Origin of the sequence: Bacillus sp. JJ1521 (assembly GCF_036965165.1) — a bacterium.
Lineage (GTDB): Bacteria > Bacillota > Bacilli > Bacillales > Bacillaceae_L > Ferdinandcohnia.
Genome location: NZ_JBALOX010000142.1, coordinates 27,772 through 28,078, shown reverse-complemented (window position 1 = coordinate 28,078; position 307 = coordinate 27,772). Strand labels below are relative to the sequence as shown.

General features: G+C 36.2%; 1 protein-coding gene. It reads right to left on the bottom strand.

The window, feature by feature from the left end:
• Positions 1 to 96: DUF1540 domain-containing protein (locus V7147_RS18415; protein ID WP_335369292.1), on the bottom strand; the 96-nt coding region annotated here is incomplete at its 3' end.
• Positions 97 to 307 lie beyond the last annotated feature (211 nt).

The following is a 307-nucleotide window of genomic DNA, read 5'->3' as shown; positions in this document are numbered from 1 at the left end:
CGTATTGCTAACGACATAGATGGATTCTGCGCTACATTTATTGCCTTTTGCCCAATAATGACAATTATTCACTTCACATAATACATCCTGTGCCATTTTCCTACACCTCTTTCTTAGGAATATGGTCTAGCATCCTTTATTTTCTCCATGTCGCGGAGCGTGGATTACAAGCAACATATCCCAAGAGAGGTATTTAATTTAATGCCTTTTTTAATGTATCTAGATTTTGCCTCATTAAGCTAAAATAATCCTCGTTGCTTTCGATTTCTTGTTTTGTTACTGCCTCTAAATTATGAAGGGTTAAGCT